The organism is Methylosinus trichosporium OB3b, assembly GCF_002752655.1.
Lineage (GTDB): Bacteria > Pseudomonadota > Alphaproteobacteria > Rhizobiales > Beijerinckiaceae > Methylosinus > Methylosinus trichosporium.
Genome location: NZ_CP023737.1, coordinates 31,514 through 45,420 on the forward strand (window position 1 = coordinate 31,514; position 13,907 = coordinate 45,420).

16 protein-coding genes and 1 pseudogene are annotated in these 13,907 nt (G+C 67.0%); 10 read left to right on the plus strand and 7 right to left on the minus strand.

Going from position 1 to position 13,907, the window contains the following annotated elements; genetic code table 11:
• Positions 1-311: 311 nt before the first annotated feature.
• Together CQW49_RS00105 and CQW49_RS00110 are read right to left on the minus strand one after the other, a co-directional pair.
• Complete coding sequence (locus CQW49_RS00105) at positions 312-1,004, minus strand: SDR family NAD(P)-dependent oxidoreductase (protein ID WP_003614436.1); 693 nt, start codon at positions 1,002-1,004, stop codon at positions 312-314.
• 12 nt (positions 1,005-1,016) lie between these two features.
• On the minus strand, positions 1,017-1,868 hold the full coding sequence (locus CQW49_RS00110) for a CmcJ/NvfI family oxidoreductase (RefSeq protein WP_003614435.1): 852 nt from the start codon (positions 1,866-1,868) through the stop codon (positions 1,017-1,019).
• 156 nt (positions 1,869-2,024) lie between these two features.
• Here CQW49_RS00110 and CQW49_RS00115 point away from each other — a divergent pair, with 156 nt between their 5' ends.
• Positions 2,025-2,486: a VanZ family protein gene (locus CQW49_RS00115; RefSeq protein WP_003614434.1), complete on the plus strand. Its 462-nt coding sequence runs from the start codon at positions 2,025-2,027 to the stop codon at positions 2,484-2,486.
• Here CQW49_RS00115 and CQW49_RS00120 read toward each other — a convergent pair.
• Both CQW49_RS00120 and CQW49_RS00125 read right to left on the minus strand, forming a co-directional pair.
• Positions 2,470-3,576 (minus strand): GGDEF domain-containing protein, encoded by a 1,107-nt coding sequence (locus CQW49_RS00120; protein WP_003614433.1) that lies wholly within the window; start codon positions 3,574-3,576, stop codon positions 2,470-2,472. The genes CQW49_RS00115 and CQW49_RS00120 overlap by 17 nt on opposite strands.
• Positions 3,577-3,771: 195 nt before the next feature.
• Positions 3,772-4,443: a CDP-alcohol phosphatidyltransferase family protein gene (locus tag CQW49_RS00125; protein ID WP_003614432.1), complete on the minus strand. Its 672-nt coding sequence runs from the start codon at positions 4,441-4,443 to the stop codon at positions 3,772-3,774.
• Positions 4,444-4,811: 368 nt separating this feature from the next.
• Between CQW49_RS00125 and CQW49_RS00130 the strand changes: the two genes are divergently transcribed.
• From CQW49_RS00130 to CQW49_RS00165, 9 genes and pseudogenes are all read left to right on the plus strand, one after another.
• On the plus strand, positions 4,812-5,969 hold the full coding sequence (locus CQW49_RS00130) for a polysaccharide biosynthesis/export family protein (RefSeq protein WP_003614431.1): 1,158 nt from the start codon (positions 4,812-4,814) through the stop codon (positions 5,967-5,969).
• A gap of 366 nt (positions 5,970-6,335) precedes the next feature.
• Positions 6,336-7,064, plus strand: coding sequence for a CDP-alcohol phosphatidyltransferase family protein (locus CQW49_RS00135; protein WP_244441268.1), 729 nt, complete (start codon positions 6,336-6,338; stop codon positions 7,062-7,064).
• 169 nt (positions 7,065-7,233) lie between these two features.
• Positions 7,234-8,286: a hopanoid-associated sugar epimerase gene (gene hpnA, locus CQW49_RS00140; RefSeq protein ID WP_003615445.1), complete on the plus strand. Its 1,053-nt coding sequence runs from the start codon at positions 7,234-7,236 to the stop codon at positions 8,284-8,286.
• 101 nt (positions 8,287-8,387) lie between these two features.
• Positions 8,388-8,708 (plus strand): hypothetical protein, encoded by a 321-nt coding sequence (locus CQW49_RS00145; protein ID WP_003615443.1) that lies wholly within the window; start codon positions 8,388-8,390, stop codon positions 8,706-8,708.
• Complete coding sequence (locus CQW49_RS00150; protein WP_040566318.1) at positions 8,696-9,991, plus strand: glycosyltransferase family 4 protein; 1,296 nt, start codon at positions 8,696-8,698, stop codon at positions 9,989-9,991. The genes CQW49_RS00145 and CQW49_RS00150 overlap by 13 nt, the downstream gene beginning before the upstream one ends.
• Before the next feature lie 462 nt (positions 9,992-10,453).
• Positions 10,454-10,561: pseudogene (locus CQW49_RS26240) on the plus strand (TonB-dependent receptor plug domain-containing protein); the annotation flags it as partial.
• A gap of 80 nt (positions 10,562-10,641) precedes the next feature.
• Complete coding sequence (locus CQW49_RS25995; RefSeq protein ID WP_003615439.1) at positions 10,642-10,785, plus strand: TonB-dependent receptor plug domain-containing protein; 144 nt, start codon at positions 10,642-10,644, stop codon at positions 10,783-10,785.
• A 24-nt stretch (positions 10,786-10,809) separates the two neighbouring features.
• Complete coding sequence (locus tag CQW49_RS00160) at positions 10,810-11,145, plus strand: hypothetical protein (protein WP_024749420.1); 336 nt, start codon at positions 10,810-10,812, stop codon at positions 11,143-11,145.
• Positions 11,142-11,432, plus strand: coding sequence for a hypothetical protein (locus CQW49_RS00165; RefSeq protein ID WP_003615436.1), 291 nt, complete (start codon positions 11,142-11,144; stop codon positions 11,430-11,432). The genes CQW49_RS00160 and CQW49_RS00165 overlap by 4 nt, the downstream gene beginning before the upstream one ends.
• Positions 11,433-11,893: 461 nt before the next feature.
• Here CQW49_RS00165 and CQW49_RS00175 read toward each other — a convergent pair whose 3' ends face one another.
• The 3 genes from CQW49_RS00175 to metC form a co-directional block, all read right to left on the minus strand.
• Complete coding sequence (locus CQW49_RS00175) at positions 11,894-12,145, minus strand: CCDC90 family protein (RefSeq protein WP_338065191.1); 252 nt, start codon at positions 12,143-12,145, stop codon at positions 11,894-11,896.
• Between the two features lie 65 nt (positions 12,146-12,210).
• A complete protein-coding gene (locus CQW49_RS00180; RefSeq protein WP_003615432.1) occupies positions 12,211-12,480 on the minus strand; it encodes a hypothetical protein in 270 nt (89 codons plus the stop codon).
• A gap of 115 nt (positions 12,481-12,595) precedes the next feature.
• The gene (metC, locus tag CQW49_RS00185; RefSeq protein WP_003615430.1) at positions 12,596-13,768 is read right to left on the minus strand and encodes a cystathionine beta-lyase; all 1,173 of its coding nucleotides are present in this window, start codon (positions 13,766-13,768) and stop codon (positions 12,596-12,598) included.
• Between the last annotated feature and the right edge of the window lie 139 nt (positions 13,769-13,907).

A 13,907-nucleotide genomic window follows, 5' to 3' on the forward strand; every position in this document is an offset into this window, starting at 1 on the left:
TTTGGGGCGGGGCTGCGATACTCCTGCAGCCCTCTGATCGACGCTACGTTCAGAGATTCGCGAAAGCCGTGATCGCCGCCGTGACGGCGGCGCAGGTCGCGACGATCGAAAGAATAGCCGTGATCGTGTTCATGAGCGCATTCCCCATTTTTCGTCGTTATGGGGGGCCGAACGACCGCACAGCGGACCTTCGCCCCGGGTCGACGCAGGGAGTGTAGCACTCTTTTGTGCTGTTCGCGACATTTTGTCGCGCCAACGCACACGGTTGACGGATTTTTGACAATTCTGTCGGTCGTCCGGTCCCTCGGCGGTCAGAATTTCTCCACCCAGGGCCGCACCGTCACCTCGAAGGACCAGGCGCTGCGCTTCTGGCGCAGCAGATCGACATAGGCGTCGGCGATGTCATCCGGATGCAGCGTCGCGTCGATGGCGTCGCTCTGGCCCGGCGCGCGGATGACGCCGTCGACGACGATGTGCGCCACATGCACGCCTTTCGGCCCCAGCTCGCGCGCCGCGCTCTCGGCGAGCGCCCGCAGCGCGAATTTGCCCATGGCGAAAGGCGCCGAGATCGCATAGCCCTTGAGGCTCGCGGTCGCGCCGGTGAAGAAGAGCGCCCCGCGACCGCGCGGGCCGAAGCGCCTGGCCGCCTCGCGCGCGGCGAGAAAGCCGCCGAAAGCGTTGATCTCGAACGCCTGCCGCACCGCCTCCGGATCGAGCTCGGCGAGTGGCCCGCGAATGCGCGCGCCGACGTTATAAACGACGACGTCGATCTCCCCGAGCTTCGCCTCGGCGGCCGCGAAGAGTTTTTCGACCGAGGTCGGGTCGGTGGCGTCGGCGGCGAAGGCGTCGGCGCCGGTCTCGGCCGCGATGGCCGCGAGGCTCGGCGCGCTGCGCGCGGCGATGGCGACCTTCAGCCCGGCGGCGGAGAAGCGCCGCGCCAGCGACGCGCCGACGCCGGGGCCGGCGCCGATGATGAGGGCGGCGCGATAGGGGATATCGTTCATGGGAGTCCTCGGTCAGTCCGGCAGCGAGACGAAGCAGCGCAGCTCTATGCTCTCGCGCGGACGGGCGTCGCTCGGCGTCGCCGGATCGTCGAACGCCGTATGAGGCGAAAACCGCGCCACATCCGCCCGCGAATCATAGCATTTGAGCAGCAGGACCTCGGCTTTGCGCATGCGCGGATAATAGAACCAGCGCTGCTCGGATGAAAAAGCCAGCGCATAGGTTTCGCCCACACGGTCGCGAAACACGAGATCGCAGGCGTGGAGATCGTCCGCCCGCACGCTGCCGGCGTCGCAGACGGCGAGCGGCGCGTCCTCGACCGGGCCGAACAGCGGCCGCCAGACATTGATGACGGCGTAGCGCCCGCGCGCGAACGCGCCGGCCTGCGCCCCGAGGATCTCGCGCAGACGCTTCGGGCCGGAGGCGACGGTCTGGTCGACATGGGCGCGGGCCACCGGCTCGCGCGGGAACCCCTCGACCGAGCGGCGGAAGCCGAGCCGCCCCCGGACGCGGCGCCGCAGCGTATGATCGAAGATATGAACGGCGCGCGCGCCGATCGCGCCTTTCAGCAGCGCTTCTGTTTCGGGATAATAGTCGGCGCGCAGCCGGCGCTCGTCCCAAAAATCATCGACCGTCGTCGGCGCCTCGACGAGCGCAAAGCCTTCGCGATCGAGCGACGCCGCGAGTCCGGCGCGCCGCGCGTCGACGATGCGGGTCCGGCGGGGCTCATAGTCGCCGCTCTGCCGCGGCGTCCCCGGCGGCGGCTCGAAGGTGAAGGAAACGGGCTTGTGTCCCGTCGGCTTCAGGAAGAAAAGATCGGCGAAGGTCGCGCCGTCGCGCGTCTCGCCGAGCTCGATCGCGTCCATGGCTCGGTCCAATCTGCGCGCGGCCGGCGCGCTGCGGCCGATGAAGTCTACCATTCGTATAGAATGTTTCAATGCAGTCGGCGCCGAACATTTGCCGCGTGGATCGGCCAAACCCAATTGCAAGGCCGAACGCCCGGCCCGAAGCAGGAGGAAGACATGACCTCGACCAATGCGCCCGAGCTCGCGCCGTCCCTCGGCTCCGGTGCGGAGGCGGGCGGGCGCGTGGCGCGCCTGTCCGCGCTGCTGGTGAATCTCGCCGCCCTCGGCGTGGCGCTCGAATTCACCGGGATCATGGTGCTGTCGCTCGTGCCCGGCGCGGATCGTCCGCATGCGCTGCCGTCCGGCCAGATCGAGCATGCGCTGGCCTATGGGATCGCCGGCGCGACGATCGCGGTCGCGTGTCGCACAGCGCGCGCGCGTCTGCTGGCGGCCTTGCCTTTCGCGCTCGGCGCCGCGGGGTTCGAGCTGCTGCAGACTCTCGTTCCCGATCGCGGACCGCGGCTCATCGACGCTCTGGCGAGCTTCACGGGGCTCTGTGTGGGACTGGCGGCGGGCGCCGGGCTCATGGCGCTGGTCCGCGCCGCCGCACATCGCAGCGGGCTTATGATTCGTCGGTAGAGACGCGGTTGCGACCGCCCGATTTCGACACATAGAGCTTGGCGTCGGCGCGCTGGATCAGGCCGGCGGGCCCTTCCCCGGGCTGCAGCCGCGCGACCCCGAAGGAGGCGGTGATGCGCCCGATCGGCCGGCCGCCTTTGATCGCCCATTTCTTGGTCTCGAACTCGCTGCGGATGCGCTCCGCCAGAAGACGGGCCTGCGCCGCTCCGGTCGCCGGCAGGATGATCGCGAATTCTTCTCCGCCGTAGCGGGCGACCGTGTCCTTCGTCTCGACATGGCTGGTCATGGTGCGGGCGAAATTCTTCAGCACCTCGTCGCCGATCGGATGGCCGTGCGTGTCGTTGATCTTTTTGAAATGATCGATGTCGGCCATGATCAGGCTGAGCTCGCCGCCGCTTCCGCCCGCCTCGCGCACCACGCGCTCCAGCGTCGTGTCGAAATAGCGCCGCGTATAGACCTGCGTGAGCGAGTCGCGGACGTTGAGCTCCTGCGTTTCCGCCAGAGTGGCGCGCAACTCGTCGATCTGGCGGCGCGAGTCGTCGAGGCTGCGGGCGTATTCTTCGGTCTCGCGCAGCATCTTCTGATTTTCGGCGATCAGAAGAATGATGGCGGCGCGAACCTGATCCGGACTCGCCGCCGGCGAGACGATTTCATTATGGCCTTTGCGCAGGGCTGCGGAATAGGTCTGGTTGCTCTCGAGATGGGCGCGCACCAGCGTCAAGATCGTATCGAGCTCGCCGTCGAGCTGCTTGCGCGCCGAGTGGATGCGGCCCATCCCGGCCCCGCCGCCGGTCTCGTTGGAGGCGCGGCCGAACAATTCGAGGAGGCGAGGCGCGCTCAGCGCCAGCCCGACGAAGCCGAAGGAGGCGATGGCGAGATTGCGGGCGAGGGCGAGCGGTTCATGCACGATCCGCAGCGTCTCGCCGGAAGGGGAGACATCGGTGCTCTCCCAGGAGTCGAGCGACCAGGACCACAGGGAGGCGAGATCCGCAGGGGCCAACATCCCGAGTCGGCTCGCGACGCAGGCGCCGGACAGCGCGACGACGACGGCGACGGCGGCCCATATCGCAAATCTCCAACTCAGCCTCATCTTTCGTCTCATCGTTCGAGCGCGCGAGGGGGCTCTCGCAAATCCTGTCCGCCGCGCAATGCGCGGGTCACGCCGATTCGACGCAAAGCGAATCGGCGAGCGCTGGGCGTATTTTCCCTTACGCGGCGCTCGCGTCTATCCCGTTCGTGACAAAATTCCCGAAAGGCGCAGCGCCGAGGCTCGCCCGTCGAGCCCCTACACGCCGTGGCCGTTCTCGTCCATGGCGACGCGACGCGCGTCGGAAAAGGCTTTGAAGGCGAGGCCACAGACCGCGATGACCGCGAGAATGGCGATGGCGGCGTCGAGGCTCGACACGCCTTCGTCCATTGTGGCGTCGATCCCGAGGAAATGGGCGGTGAAGGCCCAGACCACCATCAGAATGCGAAACTCGGTCGCGCCCATTCCGATATAGGCCATTTGTTGAACGTGCCGGGCGATCGCGCGGATATAAGTGTAGGCCGAGAACAGTAGATAGCAGATCAGAACGATGAAGGCCGCTTCGATGGTGAGGAAGGGCGACAGGCCGAAGGCGACGATGATCAGGATTTGTGAGAACAGATCATAAGTGTGCTCGACGAGGCCGAGCCGTGGGCGCGCCTCGCCGCGCTGGACGGCGAGCGGCCCGTCCAGCGCAATGCCGAACCAGTTGACGAACACGCCGACGGGCACGAGCGGCAGCCACAGAAGCGACCAGCGGCAGCCGATGAGGGCGGTGGCGGCGACAATGGAGCCGAAAAGGCCGAGCTTGGTCAGGAACAGAGGCGTGACCCGCTGCGGCATCTCTGCGATGATCGCGCGCACGAGCTTCTGCTCGCCAGGAGCCAGGAAGCTCTGGTGATGCTGCGATCTATTCCGAGCGCTCGTCATGTCTGGAGAAGCTCCGGTTGCTCTCGTCTCGGGAGTTTTAGAGTCTGCCGACGCCTATTTTGCCTCAAAAGGGCCCCGAGGCGCAAGCCTCGCCGCACGCCTGACGCAGGCCGATCGGGTGAAGGACTATAGACCTGACCCTCGTCCTGACGGAGCCGCCGCCGCCTGCGGCGGCTCCGCCAGGACCAGGCGGCGCCGGGACGCCGCGAGAACGTTAACCATAGGTGATGCGATTGCGTCACATTGGCGGAATTATTTCGGCGATGTTCCGGCGCGGCCTTGCCTTCGCCCTGATCTATGCCTCAGTTTGTGGCCGGCGCGGGCGGCCCCTAGGTCGCCGTACGGGGGCACCGCAAGTCGAGGTGGCAGTGGATTCGAAGCATATTCAGCGGTTTGCGGTTTTTTGCGGGGCGGCGCTCATTGCGGGCTGCTCGGTGATTCCGGGCAGCGGGCCGTCGGGTGATTCGATGGTCGAGGCGGCGGCCTCGGCGACGCCGTCCTTCGTCGGGGTGGAGATCGACGAATTTTCGCTCGAGGTGCTGGGGCGGCGGCGGGAGCCGTCGCTGCGCGGCTCCTTCGGCGACCATCGTGCGCCGGCGACGCAGCCGATCGGCGTCGGCGACGCGCTGCAGATCACGGTCTGGGAGGCGGCGGGCGGCGGTCTGTTCTCCTCCGGCGGGGCCTCGAGCCCGGGTTCGCGCTCGGCGACGATCCCCGAGCAGACAGTAGGGCGCGACGGATCGGTGACCGTGCCCTACGCCGGGCGCATCCAGGTCGCCGGCCGCAGCCAGCAGGAGGTGGAGGCGATCATTGTCGAGCAGCTGCGCGGCAAGTCGATCGAGCCGCAGGCGCTGGTGACTGTGACGCACAATGTGTCGAACATGGTGACGGTGACCGGCGAGGTGTCGCAGAGCGCGCGCGTGCCGCTGACGCTGCGGGGCGACAAGGTGATGGATGTGATCGCCTCGGCCGGCGGGTTCAAGACGCCGGTGCACGAGACCTTCGTCAGCCTGACGCGCGGCGACCGCACGGCGCGGGTGCCTGTCGGCGCTATCCTGGCGACGCCGCGGGAAAATATCTATGTGCGGCCGGGCGATGTGGTGACGGTGGAGCATACGCCGCAGACCTTCACCGTGGCGGGGGCGACGGGGTCGAACTCGGTGCTGGAGTTTGGCGCGCGCAGCCTGACGCTGGAGGAGGCGATCGGCAAGGCCGGCGGGATCGAGGACCAGCGGGCCGATCCGGCGGCCCTGTTCGTGCTGCGCTACGAGCCGAGCGGGATCGTGTCGCAATATCCGACGACAACGCCGGTTCTGGCCGCGCGGGCGCAAGTTCCTGTGGCCTATCATCTCGACATGCGGGACCCGAAGGCGATGTTCGCGGCGCGCCGCTTCGCGATGCGTGACAAGGACATTCTGTTCGTTTCGAACGCCGGTCTGACGGAGGCGGGCAAGGTGCTGAAATTGGTGTCGATGCTGACGCAGCCGGCGATCCAGGGGGTTCTGGTTCAGTCGCGGCTCAAATAAGGCCGAAAACCGTCGCAGGGGCGGCGATAATCGGTTGACGTGGCGGAGCGGCGCAGGCAAGCTGAAGGTGGCCGAATGCTGCGGCGCCGCAAACGGACGTGCGATTCGAGGGACTCGCGGGACCGAGGCGCGACAACGTTCCGATCGGCTGCGGTGTGTGAGAAGTTCGGGTTCGGTTCATCCGAGTTCAGCGCCGAATGAGGCGCGTGGAACGCCTGGCGTCGGAAATGGGGCGATGCCGCGTCGCGAGGCGCGGGGCCGCCCCGGAGCCTGGTCGCGAGGCGCCGAGCGCTTCACAATTGTCGAGGGGGCTTCTTGGCGGATCGATTGAACACGAGCGTGCTGGCGACTTGCGAGCGACGGCTCTTGGGCGCAATCGTTCAGCGCCTTCCGACCTGGGTGCTGCCGGACCAGCTGACGGCGGTCGGGCTGCTGGGAGCGGCGGCGACGGGGGCGGGGTTTCTGCTGTGCCATTGGTCGGCGTGGTTCCTGGCGCTGGTGGTGGCGGGGCTGGCGACGAACTGGTTCGGCGATTCGCTGGACGGGTCGCTGGCGCGGCACCGGTCGATCGAGCGGCCTCGCTACGGCTTCCTTCTGGATCATTCGAGCGATCTGATCGCGATGAGCCTGATCGTAGTGGGGCTCGGGGCGTCGCCTTTTTTCACCATGCCGTCGGCGCTGTTCGTGCTGTCGCTCTATCTGCTGATGAGCTCCTACACCTATCTCCGCGTGGCGACGGAGGGGGTGCATCGCCTGTCCTACGGCGGCATGGGAGCGACGGAGTTCCGGATTCTGGTGGCGGTGTGGGCGCTGATCGCGCACTGGGCCGGCCCCGGCCTGATCGAGGCGCGAATCCTGCGGTTCGCCTGGATCGACGTGTCGGTGGGCGGCCTGTCGGCCGTCGCCTTCACTTTGTTCGTGCTGATGGTTCGCCGCGATCTCGCGAAGATGGAGGCGGAGGAGGACGTCGGCGCGAGCGCGACGGTCCATCGCCTGCCGGCGCCGCGCCGGCGCGAGACGGCCGAGCCGCAGACCCTGCCGCCGCCACCCGCCGCCGAGCCGGCCCCGCAGCTCCAGGGCGCATCGCTGCGATAGGCTGTTGCAGCAGCGTTCACGCTCACTTATTTCTGAGCCTCGGGCCGGAACAGCGGGCGCCTCTGGTCGCTGGCCCCCCGCCTTGTTTTTTCGATTGCGAGCGCCAGTTCGTCGGCTGAAGGGCCGGCGCGGCGGGCGTCGCCCAAGCGAGCATCACGGCGTTTTCGGCATGAGAAGCGACAGTCGCGACATCGCCCTCGTGACGGGGGCGAGCGGGTTCATCGGCGGCGCCGTCGCCTCCCTGTTGCTCGAGCAGGGCTTTGCGGTGCGCGCTCTGGTCCGGCGCAGCAGCCCGAAGACCAATTTGCGCGCACAATTCGAGATCGTCGAAGGCGATGTGACCGATCGCGACAGCCTGCGCAGGGCGATGGCCGGCGCGCGCTATGTTTTTCATGTCGCGGCCGATTATCGCCTTTGGGCGCGCGATCCGCAGACCATTCTTCACACCAATGTCGAAGGAACGCGCCTCGTGATGGAGGAGGCGCTACGCGCCGGCGTCGAGCGGATCGTGCATACGAGCAGCGTCGCGACGCTCGCGCCCGATGCGCAGGGGCTTTGCGACGAGACGCGCCGACTCGCCTGCGACGCGCGGCTCGGTCCCTATAAGCGCAGCAAGCTGCTCTCGGAGCGGCTGGTCGAGGAGATGATCGAGCGAGATAGACTGCCCGCGGTCATCGTCAATCCCTCGGCTCCGCTCGGCCCGGGCGATGTGCGCCCGACGCCGACCGGGCGCATCATCGTGGAGGCGATGCGCGGCAACATGCCCGCCTATGTCGACACCGGTCTCGCCGTCGTCCATGTCGCCGATGTCGCTGCCGGCCATCTCTCTGCGCTGCAGCACGGGCGCATCGGCGAGCGTTATATTCTCGGCGGCGACAATCTCGCTCTCTCGACCTTGCTCGGAGAGGTGGCGCGCCTCTCCGGCCGGCGGCCGCCGCGCGTGCGTTTGCCACGCTGGCCCCTGGTGCCGCTCGCCCACGCCAATGAAGCGCTCGCCCGCGTCATCGGCCACGAGCCCTTCCTCAATGTCGAGAGCTTGCGCCTCTCGGCGACGACCATGTTCTTCGATCACGGCAAGGCCGCGCGCGAGCTCGGCTATCGTCCACGTCCCTATCGTCAGGCGCTCGCCGACGCGGTCGACTGGTTTCGCGCGGGCGCCAGGACGGAGCCGCGCATGCTCGGCGAGGCGCGCGGAGCCCATGATGGCGCGCTGCGCAAATAAGACGACGCACGGCGCCGATAGCGTGAGCGCAGGCGGCTCTTGCATGACGCGCGGCGAAAGGGCAATGCTCGCGTCATCTGTTGTTCGGCTAGAGAGCGATCATGTTTTTGGTTCGGAGCGCGCGGCGCGTTCCGCCCGCGGCGGCTCGCGCTTGCGTCCTCGCGGTCCTCGCCGCATGGCCGACGCCGGCCCTGCCGCAGGCTTCGCCCGGCTTCACGCTCTGCGTCACGCCGCAGCCTCCTGCCTGCGCCCTCGCCGCCAAAGCGGCCCCATCCTGCGACGCCGAGATCGAGGCCTATGTCGCTCTGGTGTTCCGCTATCGCGAATGTCTCGCCCATGAGACCGAGCGCGCGGTGGCGCAATCGAATGATGTGATCGACGGCTGGCGCTGCAAGCGCTTCGGCGACCGGTGCCGGCGTTGACCGCGGCGGCGGTCTATGATGTCACGCGCCTCGTGACGCGCGCGCTCAACCGCACCCCCAATGGCATCGACAGGGTCGATTTCGCTCTGGCGCGGCATTTTCTCGAAGGGCCGGACAATGCGAATGTCGCGCTCGCCTGCGCCGCGCTCGGGCCGCGTCTCGCCCACGCCGCCGACGCGTTCGGCACGCTCGTCGATATAGAGACGTTTTGGAACGAGCTCGTCGATCCAGGCGCCGATCCGGTGTTCGAGGCGCTGATCCGCGCCTTCGACGCGCCGCCTTCGACGGGCGGCGCCGCGCGGGTGAAGCGCTCCGGATTGGATGTGGTGGGGGAAAACTGGCGCGCCATGCGGCGCTGGGCGTTCCGGCTCGGTCGCGCGACGCGGCAGGCGCCGCAGGGCGCCGTCTATGTCAACGCCAGCCAGTTCCCGCTCGACAAGGACTGGCACATTCGCTGGCTGCGCGGGCGGCCGGATGTGAAGTCCGTCTTCTTCGTCCATGATCTGCTGCCGCTCGACGCGCCGGAGTTCTTTCGTCCCGCCGAGCAGGGCAAGCATTTGCGCGCCATGCGCAACATTGTGAGCCTCGCCGCCGGCGTCATCGTGGGGTCGGAGGCGGTGGCGCGGCGCGTGCGCGCCTTCGCGGCCGAGCAGGGCAGGGCGGATCTGCCGCTCTGTCTCGCCGGCCTGCCGGTCGCGCCGGTTTTTCTGAACGGCCCGCCGGCCGATCCGCGTCTCGCGGGCCGCGCCTATTTCGTCTGCTGCGGGACGATCGAGCCGCGCAAGAATCATATGACGCTGCTCGGCGTCTGGCGCGATCTCGCCGAGCGCCTCGGCCCGGCGTCGCCGAAGCTGGTGCTAGTCGGCAAGCGCGGTTGGCATAATGAGAATGTGCTCGACCTTCTGGAGCGCTGCGCGGCGCTGCGCCCCCATGTGATCGAGGCCTCCGGCCTGTCGACGCCGGCCTTGCGCAGCCTGCTCGCCGGCGCGACAGCGGCGCTCGCTCCCTCCTTCGGCGAGGGCTTCGGCCTGCCGGTGGCCGAGGCGGCGGCCTGCGGCGCGCCGGTGATCGCCTCCGACATAGAGACATTCCGCGAGATCGCTGACGATTCGCTGGACTATGTCGATCCGCTGGACGGTCTCGGCTGGCGCGACGCCATTCTCGCCTATTGCGAGCCGGGTTCGTGCCGGAGGGCGGAGGCGATGGTGCGGCTGGCGGAATTTCCACGCCGGGAGGTCGCCGGATTTTTGCGAACGGTCGACGATTTCATCGCCGGGCTGTGAATGAAGGCTCGTTCTTTCTGCCCGGCCAAATCGGCTGAAGCACGCCATTAGGCTTCATGCCCGCGTCGGGATCGCCGGAGCGCCGCCAATCTGACGCGCGACTTCGCCCGCAGACGTAAGACCGAGACCAAATATCTGCGTTTCGACGCGCTGATCGGCGAGCGGCCGAGCGGCGACGCGTCCGCCGACGAGCGCATCGATCATGAGCGTCGCGCGCGCAAGCTCGCGGCGGCCATCACGGGGCTGACCTATCGCTTCGGAGGGCCGGACGAGAACGCGGTGTCGATCATATTGGCGCAGAACGACGGCGTGCGCAGCGACGCGGGAGCCGAAGCGCTGCCGCCGATCGATGTGGGGGCGGAAGCGAGAACAGACGCGCCCGGCGACCCCGGCGGCGCGTCCGATCCGAAGGCCTATCGCCACCCGAATGCGAGCACCGAGACCAAGACCAGCACGCCTGTCATGGAGACGCCTATTTCCATCCAGGTCGTTCCGCAACAGGTGTTGCAGGATCAGCAGGCGGTGCGCCTCGACAAGGCGCTGGAGAATGTGAGCGGCGTCTATACGCTGCCGTCTGGCGGCAGCTATGGAGCCTCCGCGGATAATTTCCTCATTCGTGGTTCAAGGCCGACAGGATCTATCGTAACGGCGTGCTCCAGCCTAAAGCGTTCGGCACGGTCACCTCGTCCAATGATCTCGCCGATGTCGACCATGTCGAGGTGCTCAAGGGACCGGCGTCGATCCTCTATGGGCGCATCGAGCCCGGCGCGCTCGTCAATCTCGTGACCAAGTAGCCGCTCGTGCAGTCTTTTCACGCCGTGGAACAGCAGATCGGCTCATTCGCATTCTATCGGACCACGCTCGATTTCGGCGGTCCGGTCAGCGCCGGCGATGGGCTCTTTTATCGATTCGATATGGCATATGAAAACGCCGGCTCCTTCATCGACTTCGCCCAGAATGAGCGCGTGTTCATTGCCCCCAAGCTGCGATGGGAGATCGACGCGGCCACCCAGATCACCTTCGATTTTCATTATCTGAACACCCGCGATCCGTTCATCAATGGAATTCCGGTCTTCGGCAGTCCGCCTCGGATTCCAACCTGTCCCGCTCCACCAACCTCTATGACGCGCCTCGCGCGAGCGTCGAGGAAGTGAGATTCGGCTATGCCCTGTCTCATGCTTTCGACGAGAGCTGGACGTTGCGGCACCGATTCTCCGCAAATTTCCTCAACGGCGGCAGCAACAATGAAAACTTCCCGTTCGGAACGGCGAGCGCCGCGGGCGTGCTTCCCCGTGGCGTGGTGGCCGAACATTTCCGCGATGCGCTCTATCAGGCGTCGGCGGCATGGCGAGCTACGTATTTCGTGAACAGCGACGGCCTCGGCAATCTGATGTTCGGCTCGCCGAGGAGATTCATGGGCTCTGCGCGCGTGACATTCTGACGAAATTTGCCGCTGTCGCGACGGCCCGCCGAGCGTGGGCCGTCGACCTGTATACGTGCTTTCCGTCTCCGGGAGCGCCGGCGCAGATCTCACTTCGCGAAAACGCGCGCGAGCGAGATCCGCCCGCGAAGATCAGGATGGTCTGAAAGCCGACCGCGCCGACGACCCATTTCAAAATATCGGTCTTGGCCTCGGAGATGCTGGATTTCAGTTCGGCCCTGAGCTTTCCCGAGTCCGCCTCGATCGTGACCACATCCGCCTTGATACGAGACCGCCCTGCATGGCCTCGCCCAGCGCCTCGGCGAGCGTTTCCGCCTGCTTGGAGCTGAAGCGTCCCTTGTCCCGCAGCATGCGGGACGATCGAAGCGTGTCGAAGAGTAGGGCCGCTCATGGTCGGCGGAGCGGCGAAGGTCCAATGCTCGCTTTCGGCTTTCGCGCGCTCATTCGTCGATGCGCGCTCCTCACTTCGCGAAAATACGCGCGAGCGACACCAACGCGCCGAGGATCACCAAGGTCTGAAAGCCGATCGCGCCGACGACCCATTTGAGAATATCAGCCTTGGCCTCGGCGAGCTTCGCCTCGAGCTTGCCTTCGAGTCTCGCCAGATCCGCTTTGGTGGCGAGATCGTCCTGCCCCGCTTCCCCCAGCGCTTCGGCGAGCGTCTCGGCCTGCTCGGTGGTGAAATGCCCTTTGTCCCGCAGCGTGCGGGACAAACGGAGAGTATCGAAAAGGAGCGCGCTCATAGCCCGAATATGGCGGAGCGCGCCTCAAAAGTCCATCACGCCTCAACCGCCCGCACGCCCCGCGCGGCCTCCGGATAGCGCGCCAGAAAAGCGTGGAGCACCAGAAGCTGATCCGCTGCGCGGCGCGTCGCGCCGAGGTCGAGGAAGCCGTCGAGATCGGCGACGATGAGATCGCGAACCGCCGCCGGCCCATGCTTGAGCCCCAGCAGATAGGAGGCGAGCAGCGCGTCGTGGCGCCGCGAGGGCGGCGTTCGCGCCTCCTTCGAAGTGGGCGCTCTGCCCACCGCGCTCGATTGATGAGCCATGATGCACTCTCCCCGGAACGCTTCCCCTGGACCCGCTGCGTTCGGGGCTATCCTTACGGACATTTCGTCGCAGACGAAATCGGGGGGAACTACGTAACGGAAGCTCTGTCGTTTTTTAGTCTTTTCCGCCATTTCCGCTCGTCTCGCGCAGACGCGCGAAGCCGGCTTCGAGATCCTCCTTCAGGTCATCGAGATCCTCGAGCCCGACCGAGAAGCGCAGCGCCGGACCTTCCGGCGCCCAGCGCGTCGCGGTGCGATAGCTCTCGCAATCGAAGGGCAGCACCAGGCTCTCATAGCCGCCCCAGGAATAGCCGAGGCCGAACAGCTCCAGCCCGTCGAGCATCGCCGCCAGCGCGTTCTGCGAGACCGGCTTCAGCACGATCGAGAACAGCCCGGTCGAGCCGGAGAAATCGCGCTTCCACAACGCATGATCCGGATGTGTCTGCAATGCCGGATGAATGACGCGCGCAACCTCCTCGCGCGCGGCGAGCCAGCGCGCGAGGTCGAGTCCGGCGCGCTCCGCCTCGCGCAGGCGCAGCTCCATCGTGCGCAGGCCGCGCAGCGCCAGGAAGACGTCCTCGGGCCCCGGGCAGATGGCGAGCGCGTCATAGGTCGCGCGCAGGCGCCGCGCCCATTTCGCATTGGCCGAGACGAGGCCGAGCAGGAGATCGGAATGGCCGGAGAGATATTTGGTGCCGGCCTCTATGGCGAGATCGACGCCGTGCTCATGCGGCGGGAAGAACAGCGGCGTCGCCCAGGTGTTGTCGAGAATGATGCAGGCGCCGCGCTCATGCGCGGCGGCGGCGATGGCCGGTATGTCCTGCACCTCGAGGCTCTGCGAGCCGGGCGATTCGGTCAGCACGGCGGATGTGCTCGGCCGCATCAGGCTCGCGATGTCGGCGCCGATGCGCGGATCGTAATAGGTGGTCTCGACGCCGAGCCGCTTCAGCACGTCGTCGCAGAAGATGCGCGCCGGCAGATAGCAGGAATCGGTCACGAGGATGTGGTCGCCCGCCTTCACCGCGGTCAGCAGCGCCAGATTGATCGCGGCGAGGCCGGAGGGGACGGCGACGGCGTCCGCGGCGCCGGAGACTTCGCTCCAGCCCTCCTCGAGCGCCCGGATCGTCGGCGTGCCCTTGGTGGCGTAGGTATAGGCGCCGCGATTGGCCAGCAGCGCCGCCGTGTCGGGGAACAGCACGGTCGAGCCGCGGTAGATCGGCGTGTTCACGAAGCCGAACTGCTCCGAGGGCTTGCGCCCGGCATGGGCGAGCCGCGTGCGGCTTCGCATTTTTCGCCTTGATTCCTCGTTAGTCTCGCTCATGTTCGCAAACCCGGGCCTTTCATCGTCGAGCGGAGTCGACTCTATTCGCTCGCAATATAGCGGGTTTCGAGCGTTCCGCCGCGAGGAGCGGAAATGAGAGATATGT